16 protein-coding genes and 1 pseudogene are annotated in these 12472 nt (G+C 70.4%); 15 read left to right on the top strand and 2 right to left on the bottom strand.

Annotated elements, in window-relative coordinates; translation table 11 throughout:
* The 5 genes and pseudogenes from ACJOT3_RS25130 to ACJOT3_RS25150 form a co-directional block, all read left to right on the top strand.
* Nucleotides 1-137: pseudogene (locus ACJOT3_RS25130) on the top strand (IS5/IS1182 family transposase); the annotation flags it as partial.
* A 106-nt stretch (nucleotides 138-243) separates the two neighbouring features.
* Nucleotides 244-1056: a helix-turn-helix domain-containing protein gene (locus ACJOT3_RS25135; protein ID WP_406975568.1), complete on the top strand. Its 813-nt coding sequence runs from the start codon at nucleotides 244-246 to the stop codon at nucleotides 1054-1056.
* Nucleotides 1053-1220 (top strand): DUF397 domain-containing protein, encoded by a 168-nt coding sequence (locus tag ACJOT3_RS25140; protein ID WP_406975569.1) that lies wholly within the window; start codon nucleotides 1053-1055, stop codon nucleotides 1218-1220. The genes ACJOT3_RS25135 and ACJOT3_RS25140 overlap by 4 nt, the downstream gene beginning before the upstream one ends.
* Before the next feature lie 115 nt (nucleotides 1221-1335).
* Nucleotides 1336-1512, top strand: a complete 177-nt coding sequence (locus ACJOT3_RS25145) for a DUF397 domain-containing protein (protein ID WP_406975570.1) — start codon at nucleotides 1336-1338, stop codon at nucleotides 1510-1512.
* 143 nt (nucleotides 1513-1655) lie between these two features.
* On the top strand, nucleotides 1656-2198 hold the full coding sequence (locus ACJOT3_RS25150; RefSeq protein WP_406975571.1) for a GNAT family N-acetyltransferase: 543 nt from the start codon (nucleotides 1656-1658) through the stop codon (nucleotides 2196-2198).
* 19 nt (nucleotides 2199-2217) lie between these two features.
* Here the strand turns inward: ACJOT3_RS25150 and ACJOT3_RS25155 are convergent, their stop codons facing one another.
* Nucleotides 2218-2610 carry a MerR family transcriptional regulator gene (locus ACJOT3_RS25155; protein ID WP_406975572.1) on the bottom strand — a complete coding sequence of 131 codons (393 nt, stop codon included), beginning with the start codon at nucleotides 2608-2610 and terminating at the stop codon, nucleotides 2218-2220.
* Between the two features lie 59 nt (nucleotides 2611-2669).
* Here ACJOT3_RS25155 and ACJOT3_RS25160 point away from each other — a divergent pair, with 59 nt between their 5' ends.
* The 7 genes from ACJOT3_RS25160 (at nucleotide 2670) to ACJOT3_RS25190 (ending at nucleotide 7428) form a co-directional block, all read left to right on the top strand.
* On the top strand, nucleotides 2670-3578 hold the full coding sequence (locus ACJOT3_RS25160) for an NAD(P)-dependent oxidoreductase (protein ID WP_406975573.1): 909 nt from the start codon (nucleotides 2670-2672) through the stop codon (nucleotides 3576-3578).
* A 73-nt stretch (nucleotides 3579-3651) separates the two neighbouring features.
* Nucleotides 3652-4242, top strand: a complete 591-nt coding sequence (locus ACJOT3_RS25165; protein WP_406975574.1) for a YdcF family protein — start codon at nucleotides 3652-3654, stop codon at nucleotides 4240-4242.
* A gap of 422 nt (nucleotides 4243-4664) precedes the next feature.
* Entirely contained in the window at nucleotides 4665-5252 is a 588-nt protein-coding gene (locus ACJOT3_RS25170) for a winged helix-turn-helix domain-containing protein (protein WP_406975575.1), read from the top strand.
* On the top strand, nucleotides 5171-5725 hold the full coding sequence (locus tag ACJOT3_RS25175; protein WP_406975582.1) for a transposase: 555 nt from the start codon (nucleotides 5171-5173) through the stop codon (nucleotides 5723-5725). The genes ACJOT3_RS25170 and ACJOT3_RS25175 overlap by 82 nt, the downstream gene beginning before the upstream one ends.
* 23 nt (nucleotides 5726-5748) lie before the next feature.
* On the top strand, nucleotides 5749-6066 hold the full coding sequence (locus tag ACJOT3_RS25180; RefSeq protein ID WP_406975576.1) for a hypothetical protein: 318 nt from the start codon (nucleotides 5749-5751) through the stop codon (nucleotides 6064-6066).
* Nucleotides 6063-6491, top strand: a complete 429-nt coding sequence (locus ACJOT3_RS25185; protein WP_406975577.1) for an ATP-binding protein — start codon at nucleotides 6063-6065, stop codon at nucleotides 6489-6491. The genes ACJOT3_RS25180 and ACJOT3_RS25185 overlap by 4 nt, the downstream gene beginning before the upstream one ends.
* 142 nt (nucleotides 6492-6633) lie before the next feature.
* On the top strand, nucleotides 6634-7428 hold the full coding sequence (locus ACJOT3_RS25190) for a VOC family protein (RefSeq protein WP_406975578.1): 795 nt from the start codon (nucleotides 6634-6636) through the stop codon (nucleotides 7426-7428).
* A gap of 72 nt (nucleotides 7429-7500) precedes the next feature.
* Here the strand turns inward: ACJOT3_RS25190 and helR are convergent, their stop codons facing one another.
* On the bottom strand, nucleotides 7501-9672 hold the full coding sequence (gene helR, locus ACJOT3_RS25195; RefSeq protein WP_406975583.1) for an RNA polymerase recycling motor ATPase HelR: 2172 nt from the start codon (nucleotides 9670-9672) through the stop codon (nucleotides 7501-7503).
* Between the two features lie 260 nt (nucleotides 9673-9932).
* Between helR and ACJOT3_RS25200 the strand changes: the two genes are divergently transcribed.
* The 3 genes from ACJOT3_RS25200 to ACJOT3_RS25210 all read left to right on the top strand — a co-directional run bounded on the left by ACJOT3_RS25200 (nucleotide 9933) and on the right by ACJOT3_RS25210 (nucleotide 12428).
* On the top strand, nucleotides 9933-10733 hold the full coding sequence (locus ACJOT3_RS25200) for a GNAT family N-acetyltransferase (RefSeq protein WP_406975579.1): 801 nt from the start codon (nucleotides 9933-9935) through the stop codon (nucleotides 10731-10733).
* Between the two features lie 78 nt (nucleotides 10734-10811).
* On the top strand, nucleotides 10812-11324 hold the full coding sequence (locus tag ACJOT3_RS25205; RefSeq protein WP_406975580.1) for a hypothetical protein: 513 nt from the start codon (nucleotides 10812-10814) through the stop codon (nucleotides 11322-11324).
* Nucleotides 11325-11402: 78 nt separating this feature from the next.
* A complete protein-coding gene (locus ACJOT3_RS25210; protein ID WP_406975581.1) occupies nucleotides 11403-12428 on the top strand; it encodes a TIGR04222 domain-containing membrane protein in 1026 nt (341 codons plus the stop codon).
* Nucleotides 12429-12472: the final 44 nt, after the last annotated feature.

Genomic DNA, 12472 nt, shown 5'->3' on the forward strand with positions numbered 1-12472 from the left:
AGCTCCGCTCGCCGGGCGAGCGCGCGATCGCCCGGCTCAAGCAGTGGGACATCCTGCGCCGCCTGCGCTGCTGCCCGCAACGCGCCGGCCAGATCACCCGCGCGGTGCTGGTCCTTCAGCTCCGAGAAGCAGGATGAAAAAGGCTCAGTGATTCCACGTGATTGGGCGAATGTCGAACAACGGCGCAGCATGATGCGTCGCAAACGCGTCATGCCCGCGTCGTTTTTATGGCACCGTGGAACCATGACTCCCCCTCCCACCGCATGGATCGAATTCGGAAAACTCCTGCGTTCGATCCGCACCGAGGCGAAGTTGTCACAGGATGAACTGGGAAAACGCATAGATCGCGGCCGAAGTACGGTCAGCGGATACGAGACCGGACATAGGGTGCCTGACGTCGCCGATGTGCGGGCGATGGATGACGCGCTCGCCGCGCACGGCTCGCTGCTGCGTGCCAGGGAGGCGGCGGAGCGGACCTCTCGTTCCCCGCTCTGGTATCAGCAGGTCACCGAAGCGGAGAAGCATGCCGTCGGAATCGAGATGTTCCACTCGGCACTTGTGCCCGGGAGGTTCCAGACGCCGGACTACGCCCGGTCCGTATTAAAGGATTGCAGGCCCGGTGATGCACCGGCGAACATCGACCGTTTGGTCAAAATCCGGATATCCATGCTGCCGAGGCTGCTCTCGCAGAATCGGCCGCACATCGTCGTGGTCCTCACCGAGTACGTGATCCGGCACAGCATCGGCTCACCTCGGATCCATGGGGAACAGCTCGACCACCTGCTCAAACTCCAGGATGAAGGAACCGTTCAATTGCTGATCGTCCCTTCCGGGACGCAGAACAGGGCTGGGGTGGCGACGGGACCGTTCAGGATCATCTCTTTCGATGACCGGTTGCCCCTGGCCTATGCCGAGCACGCTTCCGGAGGTGTCATCATCGACCAGCGAGACGAGGTCAGGCGCTTGAGCGCTATCTTCAGGGAACAGATGTCCTGGTCCCTGACCCCCACAGCGTCGGTGGACCTGGTGAAGCACGTGAGAGGTGAGTTGGCATGACCCCCGAGTGGCACAAGTCCTCGTACAGCAGCGGCAACAACGAGTGCGTGGAGGTGCGGGAGCATGTGGCGGGCACTGATGTGCGCGACACCCAGAATCGTGAGGCTGGGCATCTGACCTTTGCTTCCTCGGAGTGGTTCGCGGTTCTGGCCGTCGAGAAGTGACCGCATCTGCGTAAGGCCTCGGACAGCAGATTTTCCGGGACCTTCGCCATGTGTGGGCATCGGCTGGGACGGGGAATTTTCAGATGGCCCCACCTACCCTCACTCTGGAGCGACGATGCCCTACCCGGACCATTGGTACAAGAGCAGCCATAGCACCGGGGCGAACGAGTGCGTGGAGGTGCGGGAGCACGCTGTCGGCGCAGATATCCGGGACACGCAGAACCGGGAGCTGGGGCACCTCGCTTTCCCTGCGGGTGAGTGGGCCTCGCTGGTGGACTCGCTCAGGCGGTAGGGCCGGGCAACACCCCCCGGGTGGCTGTGGGGTGTCGGCCGCAGAAGTGGCTGCGGTCGGCACCCCGGGAACGGAGCCTCCAAGGGGACACGGGGCGCAAATAGGGTTGCAACCACCCAAAGCACTCCTGTAGGAAGTTCCCCATGCTTACAGGCACCAAGGTCGCGCTTCGGGCTCGGCACGAGGACGACATTCCGATCCTTCAAACCGAGCTGTACGACGACGTGGTCATCCACTCGCGCGTCCAGGGCAGCCCCTGGCGGCCGATCACGCCCGGCTCCAAGCACTCCTTGGTCACGGTGGACGACACGGCCGAGGGCCACGCCACCTTCTCCGTCGTGGACCTGGCCGACGACACCCTGCTCGGCACCGCGACGCTGTGGGGCATCGACAACCACAGCCGTTCCGCACACCTTGGCATGGGCCTGCGCCCCTCCGCCCAGGGCAAGGGCTACGGCACCGACGTGGTCGCGGTCCTCTGCCACTACGGCTTCACCGTGCGCGGCCTGCACCGCTTGCAGGTGGAAACGCTGGCGGACAACTTCGCGATGATGCGCGCCGCCGAGAAGAACGGCTTCGTTCGCGAAGGCGTTCTGCGCTCCTCGTCCTGGGTGCTGGGCGAGTTCCTTGACGAGGTGCTGTTCGGCCTGCTCGCCGAGGAGTGGAAGGCGGACCCGCAGAACTGAGGCTGCGGGCCGGGCGGCGTCACCGCGCTGCCCGGCACGCCTCCGGGTCGTCGTCCTCAGCGGGCGCCGCGGCGGTGATGATCGCGTCCAGCCGGTCCCGGGCGGCCAGCAGCTCGGCGACGGCGTCGTCGATGCGCTCACGTTCCCGGTCGAGGTCGGGCAGCATTCCGGAGCAGGCCGGGACCAGGGTCCGCCCGTCGTCCACCATGCAGGGCATCAGTTCCGCGATCGTGGCGGTGTTGAGACCGGCCCCGAGCAGGATGCGGATCCCCCGGACCGTGGCCGTGTCCTCCTCCGAGAACTCGCGGTACCCGCTCGGCGCCCGCGACGGCGTGAGCAGTCCCTGCTCCTCGTAGTAGCGCACCAGGCGCGGGCTGACACCGGTCCGCCGGGAGAACTCCCCCATGCGCATGTGACGACCACCACATTCAGTTGACTCTCACATCCATGTGAGACTCCAGCCTAGTCCACATGACATCTCAGCCATCGACGCATTCCCAGCACACCAACGTCACCGTCATCGGCCTCGGCCCCATGGGCCTCGCCCTCGCCGAGGTGCTCCAGGACCGCGGCCACAACACGACCGTCTGGAACCGCACCCCCGCGAAGGCCGACGGCCTCGTCACCAGGGGCGCGCACCGCGCGGAAACCGTGGCCGAAGCGGTGTCCGCGAGCCCCGTCACGATCGTGTGCCTCAGCGACTACGACGCCGTGCACGCCGTTCTCGACTCCGCCGGTGACGCCCTGAAGGGCCGTGTACTGGTCAATCTCAGCTCCGGCACCCCGAAGGAAGCGCACGCGGCGGTCGACTGGGCGGCCGAGCGCGGCGTCTCCTACCTGGACGGCGCGATCATGGTGCCGCCGTTCCTCGTCGGACGCCCCGATTCCGTCTTCCTCTACAGCGGCCCGCAGGACGTCCTCGACGAGCACCGGGAGACGCTGGCGGGCATGGGCGACCCCCGGTACCTCGGCCCTGACCCGGGCCTGGCGGTGCTGTACAACACCGCACTGCTCAACATGATGTACGCGACCATGAACGGCTTCCTCCACGCCACGGCGCTGGTCGGTTCAGCCGGGGTGTCGGCGGTCGAGTTCGCCGACCTGGCGCTCAACTGGTTCATGCCCTCGGTGCTGGACTCCTCCTTCGCCGGGCAGGCCGCCGACCTGGACGCGGGCCACTACCCCGGCGATGCGGGCACCATGGAGATGAACCTCAACGCGCTCGAACACATCACCCGCACCAGTGCGGAGCAGGGCGTCCACTCCGACCAGCCAAGGCTGATGAGGTCCGTCGCCGAGCAGGCGATCGCCCTGGGCCACGGCGGCGACAACTACCTGGCCGTGTTCGAGGTCTTCAAGAAGGCGTCGCCCGCCGGGTGAGGCCGACCCGGCGGCGGCGCCGGGGTCCCAGGAGGCCGGGCGCTCCCCCGCGAGCGTCGGTAGGTTCCTGTGCATGAACCGCACACGCCTTCTGCTCGGCGCCGCCGCCGTCACCGGCGCCGTTCTCCTCTGGAGCGAGTGGACCCTCTGGCGGGTCTCCCGGGAGGACTACCCCCCGTTCCATTCACCCCTGGTCGATGACGCCGAGGAAGCGATCGTCGTGCTCGGCTACCCCAGCCGGCGCGGCGATCGCCCCGGCCTGGTCCAGCGCTACCGCACCCGCATCGCCCTGCGTTCGCGCAACCCCCGCGCAGCGCGCAGCGTCCTGATCTTCACCGGCACGAGCCCGAATCGGGCGGACGCCAAACGCTCCGAAGCAGCCGTCATGGCCGACTACGCCGTCGAGTGTCTGGGCGTGGACCCCGCCGACGTCCTTCTGGAGGAGAAGGCCGTCAACACCTGGGAGAACATCGCCCTCACCCTCCCCATGCTCGACCCCTTCCCCGTGGTGAAGATCGCCTCCAACACCTTCCACGCCCGCAAAGGCCGCCGCTACCTGCGCAAGCAGTCCCCCGAGGTCGCCGCCCGCCTCCACCCCGCACGGGACCACCACCCCGGCGAGCTCCTTTGGCTGAAACCATTTTTCGCCCTTTACCGACGCTGATCACACCAAAACCAGCGAATCGGACTTATGGTTCTTATGCCAAGAAAAAGGGCTCACGGGAAAGCAGGGAAGCGGCGTGACCTGGGGATACGTGTAAGCATACACCTCTTCCGGAAATCCGTCCGAAAAATGTGCGCACCGCCCCCGGCGTGCCCTATTCTGGCCCCACAACTGAAAAACTCGTGACCCCGCGACGCTTACTGAGCGCCCGGGGTCGTGGCCAGCAATTCACTTCCTCAAGACCAAGGATTGCCAGCGTGAGCCAGTTTAGTGCCGCGCTCTTCAGGGCTGCCCTCGGGCTCCTGCGAGCGCTGTTCTCCCCTCCCCGCGGCCGCCACGCCCGTCGGCGTTCGACCCGCCTGAGGTTGAATTTGTGAAGTTACTGATCTTGACGGGCTGCCCGGCCGGGGTATGCCGGGAGTATGAGGTACCCCACCGGCGGCGGGCTGACCGCCGCGCAACGCCAACGACGCGAGGCGGTGCGCCTGGCCGCCGCCGAGGACTTCGAGGCCGGGGCCACCGACATCGAGGTCGCCCGCACCTACCGCGTCACCCGCATGTCGGCCTGGCGCTGGCACCACGCGCTCAAGACCGGCGGACGTGAGGCCCTGCGCTCCAAGGGACCGGCCTCGCGCTGCCGGCTGACCGCAGACGAACTGGCCCTGCTGGAACAGCTTCTGGAGGTCGGCCCGGCCGCGCACGGCTACCCCGACCAGCGCTGGACCCTGGCCCGGGTACGGGCGGTGGTGGCCGAGCGCTTCGATGTCACCTACTCCATCAAGGGCATGGCCCTGGTGCTGCACCGGATGGGCTGGAGCGTGCAGGTCCCGGCACGACGCGCGGACGAACGCGACGAAGAGGCCGTCGAGCACTGGCGGCAGGAGGTGTGGCCGCGCCTAAAAGCACCGCGGGCGACCTGGACGCCTGGATCTGCTTCGAAGACGAGGCGGGCCAGGGCGGCAGGCCGCCCAGGGCGCGCACCTGGGGCAGGCGCGGACGCACCCCGGTGATCACCGTCACCGGGGCCGGTCGGGGCCGGGTCAGCGTGGCCGCGCTGTGCTGCTACAAACCCGGGCACCGGCCCCGGATGCTGTACCGGCTGCACGTCTACCACCGGCGCGCCCGGGAGAAGGCGTCCTTCGACGAGGCCGATTACATCGCTCTGGTGGATGCCGCGCACCGCCGGTTGGGGGGTGCGGTGGTGCTGGTGTGGGACAACCTCAACCGGCACACCAGCGCGGACATGGAGCGGCGCATCGGCGAGCGGGAGTGGTTGAGGGTCGAGCGGTTGCCGGGTTACGCTCCCGATCTCAACCCGGTCGAGGGGGTGTGGTCGGCGATGCGTGTGGGCCTGACCAACCTGGTCCCCGGCGGTATCGACCAGCTCGCGGCCCTGGTCCGCGCCCGGCTCAAGCCCATGCAGTACCGCCCCGGTCTGCTCGAAGGGTGTCTGGTCGGGACCGGGCTCTCTCTGGAACCGTAACCTCACGAATTCAGCCTCAGCGCGTGCGCCGCTACGCCGACCCCAAGCCCGCGACCAGGCCGCTTCCCCCGGCCGTTCCGCGTCTGGCCGAGCCGCGCGAGACGTTCCCGGCCGACGACGTCGCCCTGGTCAGGCCGTACTACACCGCGCACGAGCAGGCCCGCATCCAGGCCGCCGCCACCGCCCGCCTGGAGCAGTGGGCCGCCCCGCGGGTCCCCAAGCCCCGTGTTCCCGAGGGTGATCTGCTCGCGTCGCCGGTGACGTTCGAGGACCTGGCACAGGTCACCCGGCAGTGGATCGCCCAACAGGAGAAGAAGCAGACCACGGGGGTGAGGGGATGACCCCGGCACGTTTGTGGGAACACCGTGTCTACTCCGGTGAGCTGGCGCTGCTCTCCCGGGTCCGTAGGGAGCTGCGGGCCGACCTCGCCGGGTTCGGAGAGGACCTGGCGGACACGCTGATCCTGTGCGGGAGCGAGCTGTTCGCGAACTGCGTGAAGTACACGGCGTCGGGGCAGGACGGCGGCCGGGTGGTGCGGACGCTGTGGTCGACGGACGGCAAGGCCGTGACCTTGGGGTTCACCGACGACGGGCTGGGCGGCAGTGTTCCGGAGATCCCGAAGGCGCGGACTTCGGAGGAGTGGGACCAGGCCGAGGGACAGCGCGGACTCCTGCTCGTCGAAAAGTTGTCCACAGCCTGGGGATACTCCCCCCTCTGCCCCTTCGGCGATCTGGGAACCCACACCTGGGCCACCTTCACGCTCTAGGACGCGGAAAGGCTCCCCGGCCGCCGCACACCGGGGAGCCCTCCTCCGATTGCGTGAACTTTGCCGCCGACCTCCCCCGCCTTGCCACCCGTCCGGGTGAGACTCACAGGTGGCACCGCACCGACCCATGGAGGGCACCGCCATGATCACCACCGACTACCGCCCCGGCTCCCCCTGCTGGATCGAGCTCAGCGCCTCGAACCTCGACAGGTCCCTGGCCTTCTACCGCGGCCTGTTCGGCTGGGAGGCCGAGTCCGCCGGCCCCGACACCGGTGGTTACATGCTCCTCAAGTCCAAGGGCCGCACCGTGGGCGGCGCCGGTCCGCTCATGGAGGAGGGCCAGCCCCCGGCCTGGACCCTCTACTTCCACGCCCCGAACGCCGACGAGTACGTCCGGGGCGTCGCCGAGCTGGGCGGCACCGTCGTGGTCGAACCCATGGACGTCATGGGCATGGGCGTCATGGCGCACTGCACCGACCCGCAGGGCGTGCAGTTCGCCCTCTGGCAGCCGCTCTCCTTCCCCGGCATGGAGAGCGTGGACGAGCCCGGAAGCCTGATCTGGGCCGAGCTGTGGACCGCCGACGCCGAGGGCGCCAAGGAGTTCTACGGCTCGCTGTTCCCCTGGGAGTTCACCACCACCGAGCTGCCCGACGACGCGGGCACCTACCTGACCGCCAAGCCCGAGGGCCTGGAGGACGACCGCATGCACAGCGGTATCGCGCAGGTCGACCCCGGCACGGCCGAGGCCATGGGCGGCGGGGACTGGCACCCCGTGTTCGAGGTCGAGGACGTGGACACCACCACCGCCCTGGTCCCCGAGACCGGCGGCGTGGTCACCATGCCGCCCGCGGACGCCCCCGGGGTCGGCCGGCTGTCCGCCTGCACCGACCCCGACGGGAACTCGTTCGTGCTGCTGCGCCCCGACCCCAGGTCGTGACGCGGGCGACCCGGGTGACGCGGGCGCCGCACCGGCCCCCGCGTCACCGACCCGGCCTCACCGGCCCCGGGTTCAGGGGCCGGTGAGGATCACCAGCTGCCGGGTCGCGCGGGTCATCGCCACGTAGCGGTCGACCGCGCCCTCGATGCCCTCCCCGAACCCGTCCGGGTTCACGAGCACCACCAGGTCGAACTCCAGCCCCTTGGCCAGTTCCGGGGTCAGCGACCGCACCCGCGGCCGCTCCGGGAACGACTCCCGGAACGCGGCGTCGCCGATCACGCAGGCGACGCCCTCCTGGTTCTCCGCCTCCCAGGCCGCCAACAGCGCGTCCAACTCCGGCAGGGCCCCGTACCGCACCGGGAGGCCCGAGCTGCGGATGGACGTGGGCACGTTCGCGTCCGGCAGCGCCTCCCGGATGACCGGCTCCGCGGCCGCCATGACCTCCTCCGGGGTGCGGTAGTTGATGCTGAGCGAGGCCAGGTTGACCCGGTCCAGGCCGACACGTTCCAGCCGCTCCCGCCAGGTCTCGGTGAACCCGTGCCGCGCCTGGGCCCGGTCGCCCACGATGGTGAAGCTGCGCGAGGGGCAGCGCAGGAGGAGCATCCGCCACTGGGCGTCCGTCAGCTCCTGGGCCTCGTCCACCACGATGTGCGCGAACGGTCCGGCCAGGGCGTCCCGGTCGAGGGTGGGCAGCACGGACTCGTCCACCAGGCTGTTCTGCATGTCACCCAGCAGCAGCATCGTCACCACGCCCTCGCCGTCGTCGTCCGCCGCGACCAGGTCGTCGATGACGGTCGACATACGCTCGCGCTGGGCCGCCTCCGCCGCCCGCTGGCCGCGCTGGACGCGGGACGACTCCGGGTCGCCCAGGCGCAGCCGGGCGGCGTCCAGGAACGGCAGGTCGGACACCGTCCAGGCCTGGGCGTCCGCGCGCTGGAGGGTCCGCACCTCGTCGGCGTCCAGCCACGGCGCGCACATGCGCAGGTAGGCGGGCACCGACCACAGGTCGCCGACGATGTCGGTGTACTCCAGCAGCGGCCACGCCCGGTACAGGGCCGTCATCAGCTCCCGGTCCCGTTGGAGGACGCGGCGCAGCATCTCCGGGGAGACGCCCTCCTCGTCCCGGTCGTGCTTGTCGAGCAGGATCGCCACCAGGGCATCGAAGATCGGTTCGCGGCCCTCGTTGTGCGGGGTGCCGGGTTCGACGGCGTCGAACACCTCCTCCCAGTCCTGCGCGGTCACGCGGACCTGCGCCCAGGGGGTCCTGATGTCCAGGCCCTCCTTGGGCGGGCGCTCGTAGAACCGGACTGCGGGCTCGATGGCGTCCACCAGGCGCGCCGACTCCTTGAGGCGCGCCACCTGCGGGTCCTTCTCCTCGGGCACGGCGTCGCCCTCGGGGACGAGGTCGCGGACGGTGCAGGTCTGCACGCCCTCCTCGCCCAGGCTGGGCAGGACGTCCCCCACATAGGACAGGTACGGCTGGTGCGGGCCGACCAGCAGCACGCCGCCGCGCCGGTGCCCCAGGCGCGGGTCGGAGTACAGCAGGTGGGCGGTGCGGTGCAGGGCCACGACGGTCTTGCCGGTGCCCGGGCCGCCGTCCACGACCAGGGCGCCGGCGGAACCGGCGCGGATGATGGCGTCCTGGTCGGCCTGGATGGTGCCCAGGACGTCGCGCATCCGGGAGGAGCGGGAGGCGCCCAGGCTGGCGATGAACGCGGACTGGTCGTCCAGGGCGGCGTGGTGCCCCTCCAGGCCCTCCTCGGTGAACACCTCGTCCCAGTAGTCGGTGACCCGGCCGCGGGTCCAGCGGTAGCGGCGGCGGCTCTCCAGGCCGCGGGGGTCGGCGTGGGTGGCCGCGAAGAAGGGTTCGGCGGCGGGCGAGCGCCAGTCCAGCAGCAGGCGGCGGCCGTCCGGGTCGGACAGGCCCAGGCGGCCGATGTACACGGGCTCGGAGCCGTCCGCGGGGACGACCTTGCCCAGGCACAGGTCCAGGCCGAACCGGCGCAGGGTGCGCAGCCGGGTGGACAGGCGGTGGACCTCCATGTCGCGGTCCATCACCATGCGGCCCTTGCCGCCGGGCGCCAGGCGCACGGCGTCCAGGCGGGCGGACAGGTCGGCGATGGTCTCGGCGAGGCAGCGCGTGATATCGGCGAAATGGCGCTCGTCGTCAGCGATGAGCGCCGGATCGGCTTTGGCCGCCAGGTTGTCTGGCAGCTGGAAAAGGCTCGTGGCCTGCGGATTCACGTGGTCCCCCGGAACGTGGCGTGTCGTCACGAAGGTCGATTGTGGGGCATGAGGGGGGTCTTGCCGCAAGCCCGGGGGTGCGCTATAGATTGAGAGTGGAGGGGAGCGGCCTTAGGGTCCCCCTCTTTTTTGTTGCCCCGGTCCGGTCGCCCGGAGACCGTGCCCAGGTCACGGATCGGCGGAACCGGCCGGTAACCGTCCCGCCCTGCGCCATCGTGTGCCCCTGACAAGGGGATACCTGCGAAGCGCTGGGGGCTCGGATGGCGGGGCGTGCGGAATCGGTCGAGTCGATGGAGCAGCTCGCCACGGGGTGGCGCACGCTGGTGCTCGACCGCGACCCGGGGGCGGACGTGCGCGACCTGCCGGGGGTGGCGGTGCGGTGGGCGGACAGCCGGTTCGCGTTCTGGAACTGTGTGACGCTGACCGAGGTGGACGCGGACCCGGGGCTGTTCGAGGAGCGGCTGGAACGGGTGGCGGGGATCATGCGCGCGAAACGGCGGCCCGGGTTCCTGTGGCTGTTCGAGGACCTGCTGTCGGAGGGGACGCGGGCCGGGCTGGGGGCGGCCGTGGAACGGGCGGGGCTGGAGTTCGCGTTCGCGGGGACGGGGATGGCCGGGGACCTGCCGGCGCTGCCCGCACCGTCCCACCCGGAGCTGGAGTTCGTCCGGGTGAGCACGGAGGAGGAGCTGCGGGCGTACGCGGACCTGAACTCGCGGGCCTACGGGTTCCCGCTGGAGGACGGGCGGGACGGGCTGGCGGGGTCGGCGCTGTGGAAGGGCGGGGTGTACGCCTACCTGGGGCTGCGGGACGGTGAGCCGGTGACCTGCGCGGGGGTGGTGGAGGCGGACGGGCGGCTGTTCGTGGTGCTGGTCGCCACCGCGCCGGAGTGGGAGCGGCGGGGGTACGGGGAGGCGGTGACGCGCAAGGCGCTGTACGAGGGGGCGCGGGCGACGGGGCTGGTGCGGGCCACCCTGCACGCGACGGCGGCGGGGGCGCCGATGTACCCGCGGATCGGGTTCGTGCCGAACTCGGCGGTGCACTTCTACGGGCTCAAGGGCTGAAAGAGCGGTCCGGATCCGGCGCCGCCGGAGGGGCCGGAAGGATGGTGGCACCAGCGCTTCGCACGCGAGGAGTCCCCCATGCTCGACGGCCGCAGCATCGCTCTCATGCTCTTCTCCTTCTCGATCGTTCCCGTGGCGATCGTGTTCCTCGTCGGGCTCGTGTTCATGGGGGCGCTCTGGCCCGAGCCCCGCACCCGCCACGTCGAGTACGCGGAGGTCATCGGCACGTGGGAGGGGTGGGAGGGCAGCCGGATCACCTTCCACGACGATGGAACGGTGGAGTTCACCGACCTGGACGGGTACTGGTTCGCCTTCGACGAAGGGTGGCGGGTGACCGGGACGGGCGCCTGGGAAGTCGACCGTGACGGCCGGTATCCCAAGGTGACCGTGGAGAGCACCGAGATCACCGACGCCGTGGAGGTCTTCGACGACCACCCGCTGCGGCTACCGCGAGGGGACGCCTGGCGGACCGAGCGACCCGATTCCCGGTACTGGGTCTTCGATCTCGACCGGAAGTGGGGGGAGCTGCGGATGTACGTGTACATGAGCGATCCCGACATCCGCGAATACAACTGGTTCGACCGGGTCTAGGCGGGGTCCGGGCGGGGAACATACGGGGCAGCCGTGCCCCCGCCTCCACCGACGTTCCCCGCGTTGCGGAGGTCCCCTGTGCCCCTCGGTCTGCCCGTCATCATCGTCACCCTCGTCCTCACCGGCCTCGGCCTGTACCAGGGCCTTGTGGTCATCCCCCGGCGCCGCCGCCTGGCCCCCGACCTGGACGCGCGCGAACTCGCCCTCGTCCGGGGCCGTTCGCGGGCCGTCGCCACCGCGGTCACCGCACTGGTCGCCTCGGGACGCGTCGTCGTCGAACCGTCCGGGGCGGAGGAGCCGCGGCTGGGCTTCCCGGAGGCGGCCCCGGCCCCCGACCACCCGCTCGACGCCGTGCTCCTTGAACGGCTGCGCCACGTGCCCTCCTGCCGCGAGCTGGGACGCCTGGTGGGCGACCGGGCCGTCGTCGCCGTCCTGGAGCGCATGGAGCGGAGCCTGCGGCGGCGCGGGTACCTGTGGGAGAGGTGGCAGCGCCTTTTGAAGATCTGGCCCTGCGTGTTCGCCTTCCTCACCCTGCCCGCCGCGATCGCTGCGACCATGAACCTCCCACCCGCGCTGACCGGGAACCTGCTGGAGGCCTCGCTGGTCCTCGTCGCCGCCACGACGTTGGGCGTGGTCCTCACCTTCGGCGGCCGGCACGTCAGCCGGGTCGGGAACGCCCGCCTGCGCCACGCCCGCCGCGAGCACGCCAGGCTGAACCACAAGCACAGCTTCACGTGGGACGTCCGCGACCCCGACGCGCAGGTCATGGCCTGCGCGCTGTTCGGCGAGAACGGCATGCCCCAGTGGCGGGACCTGAGCATGTACGACCCTGCCATGTCCACCCCGCGCCGCCGGGGCGGCGGGGGCTACGGCGACGGCGGTCCTCCCTACGGCAGCGGGAACCGCGACGACCGGGACCGCCGCGACGAACGCGACGGACGCGACGACCACGAAAGCGGCTGGGACGACCGCGAGAGCGGATGGGGCGGAGGGGGCGACAGTGGAGGGGGAGGCGGCGGGGACGGTGGTGGCGGTGGGGGTGACGGCGGAGGAGGCGGTGGCGGTGGCGGTGGCGGTGGAGGAGACGGCGGGGGCGGCGGATAAGGTCCCGGCCACCGTCTCGGGCGGCGCCGCTGAAGGCAACGTCA

Source organism: Nocardiopsis protaetiae (assembly GCF_045446735.1).
GTDB lineage: Bacteria > Actinomycetota > Actinomycetes > Streptosporangiales > Streptosporangiaceae > Nocardiopsis > Nocardiopsis protaetiae.

Coding starts and splice junctions, on each gene's coding strand:
- ACJOT3_RS25135 (WP_406975568.1), top strand. CDS start 244: ATGACTCCCCCTCCCACCGCATGGATCGAATTCGGAAAACTCCTGCGT.
- ACJOT3_RS25140 (WP_406975569.1), top strand. CDS start 1,053: ATGACCCCCGAGTGGCACAAGTCCTCGTACAGCAGCGGCAACAACGAG.
- ACJOT3_RS25145 (WP_406975570.1), top strand. CDS start 1,336: ATGCCCTACCCGGACCATTGGTACAAGAGCAGCCATAGCACCGGGGCG.
- ACJOT3_RS25150 (WP_406975571.1), top strand. CDS start 1,656: ATGCTTACAGGCACCAAGGTCGCGCTTCGGGCTCGGCACGAGGACGAC.
- ACJOT3_RS25155 (WP_406975572.1), bottom strand. CDS start 2,610: ATGCGCATGGGGGAGTTCTCCCGGCGGACCGGTGTCAGCCCGCGCCTG.
- ACJOT3_RS25160 (WP_406975573.1), top strand. CDS start 2,670: ATGACATCTCAGCCATCGACGCATTCCCAGCACACCAACGTCACCGTC.
- ACJOT3_RS25165 (WP_406975574.1), top strand. CDS start 3,652: ATGAACCGCACACGCCTTCTGCTCGGCGCCGCCGCCGTCACCGGCGCC.
- ACJOT3_RS25170 (WP_406975575.1), top strand. CDS start 4,665: ATGAGGTACCCCACCGGCGGCGGGCTGACCGCCGCGCAACGCCAACGA.
- ACJOT3_RS25185 (WP_406975577.1), top strand. CDS start 6,063: ATGACCCCGGCACGTTTGTGGGAACACCGTGTCTACTCCGGTGAGCTG.
- ACJOT3_RS25190 (WP_406975578.1), top strand. CDS start 6,634: ATGATCACCACCGACTACCGCCCCGGCTCCCCCTGCTGGATCGAGCTC.
- ACJOT3_RS25200 (WP_406975579.1), top strand. CDS start 9,933: ATGGCGGGGCGTGCGGAATCGGTCGAGTCGATGGAGCAGCTCGCCACG.
- ACJOT3_RS25205 (WP_406975580.1), top strand. CDS start 10,812: ATGCTCGACGGCCGCAGCATCGCTCTCATGCTCTTCTCCTTCTCGATC.